The 1,106-nt window shown below is 52.4% G+C and carries 1 protein-coding gene; it reads right to left on the bottom strand.

Going from position 1 to position 1,106, the window contains the following annotated elements; translation table 11 throughout:
- Positions 1 to 143: 143 nt before the first annotated feature.
- Complete coding sequence (locus tag ACQKE4_RS20765) at positions 144 to 1,088, bottom strand: IS5 family transposase (RefSeq protein WP_427390116.1); 945 nt, start codon at positions 1,086 to 1,088, stop codon at positions 144 to 146.
- Between the last annotated feature and the right edge of the window lie 18 nt (positions 1,089 to 1,106).

Raw genomic sequence — 1,106 nt, 5'->3', positions numbered from 1 at the left:
TTAGGGAAGGTCTGAATAACTGCCGATATTCGTCAGCTCTCACTTAAGCCGACAAAAAATCGCAAATTCAGACACTCTTCTCCCGTTCTTTGTCTATTTTTGCCCGTTTCCCACTCATTGAGCGGGAAACGGGCGCAATAACCCTATTCCCACAGGTATTTCTCACTGATCAGCAGGTTGCTGAACGCCGCCAACAAGTGCAGGCGCTGAGTGTTTTTGGTCAGTCCACGATAGCGAACCTTTCCATAACCAAAAACGTGTTTGATGTACCGAAAGGGGTGCTCCACTTTGGCACGGATACTGGCTTTGATCTTTTCGACTTTCTGTCGCCGGGCATCCAGCTTCTTACGGGTGCCAGGCCGTTTGGCTATATACCAGGAGACGTCGCTACGATGTTTGTGCTCGTCTCGTTTTTGAATGCCCAGGTAACCGGCATCACCGAAGACGCGTTGCTCTTCCCCGTGAAGCAACTGATCGGCGGACACAATGTCATGGACATTGGCAGCCGTGGTCTCGATGCTGTGAATCAACCCAAGCTTATCGTCGACACCTATGTGCATTTTCATGCCGAAGTGCCAAGAGCCCCCTTTTTTAGTCTGGTGCATTTCCGGATCGCGCTCGCCTTTGTTGTTTTTGGTGGAACTAGGCGCAGAGATGATCGTGGCATCGACAATGCTCCCTTCGCGCAACATCAGGCCATTTTTCGCCAGGTGCTTGTTCACTTCCTGGAACAGTACCTTGCCAAGGCCGTGGCGTTCCAGAAAATGGCGAAACTTAAGAATCGTGGTTTCGTCCGGCAATCGATCCAGTTTCAAACCGGCGAATTGGCGCATGGACTCGATCTCGTAGAGGGCGTCTTCCATGGCCGGATCGCTCAGGTTGTAGAACAACTGCATGCAGTGGACGCGAAGCATGGCAGACAACCGATACGGAGGCCGCCCGCTCTCGCCCTTGGGGTAATAACGGGCTACCTTCTTCTCCAACTGCGGCCAGGGAATCAACTTGTCCATCCGCTCCAGAAAGAGTTCGCGGCGGGTCTTTCGCTTCTTGTTCTGGTACTCGGCTTCGGAGAAGGTGATTTGATCCATGGCAGCACTGAATCCTAT

Source organism: Halomonas sp. NPDC076908 (assembly GCF_050269715.1).
Taxonomy (GTDB): domain Bacteria; phylum Pseudomonadota; class Gammaproteobacteria; order Pseudomonadales; family Halomonadaceae; genus Vreelandella.
The sequence above is the reverse complement of the archived record's forward strand: the minus strand, read 5'-3'. Positions and strand labels throughout refer to the sequence as shown.

Excerpts from the sequence above, each read along its gene's own strand:
- ACQKE4_RS20765 (WP_427390116.1), bottom strand. The coding sequence starts at position 1,088 with ATGGATCAAATCACCTTCTCCGAAGCCGAGTACCAGAACAAGAAGCGA.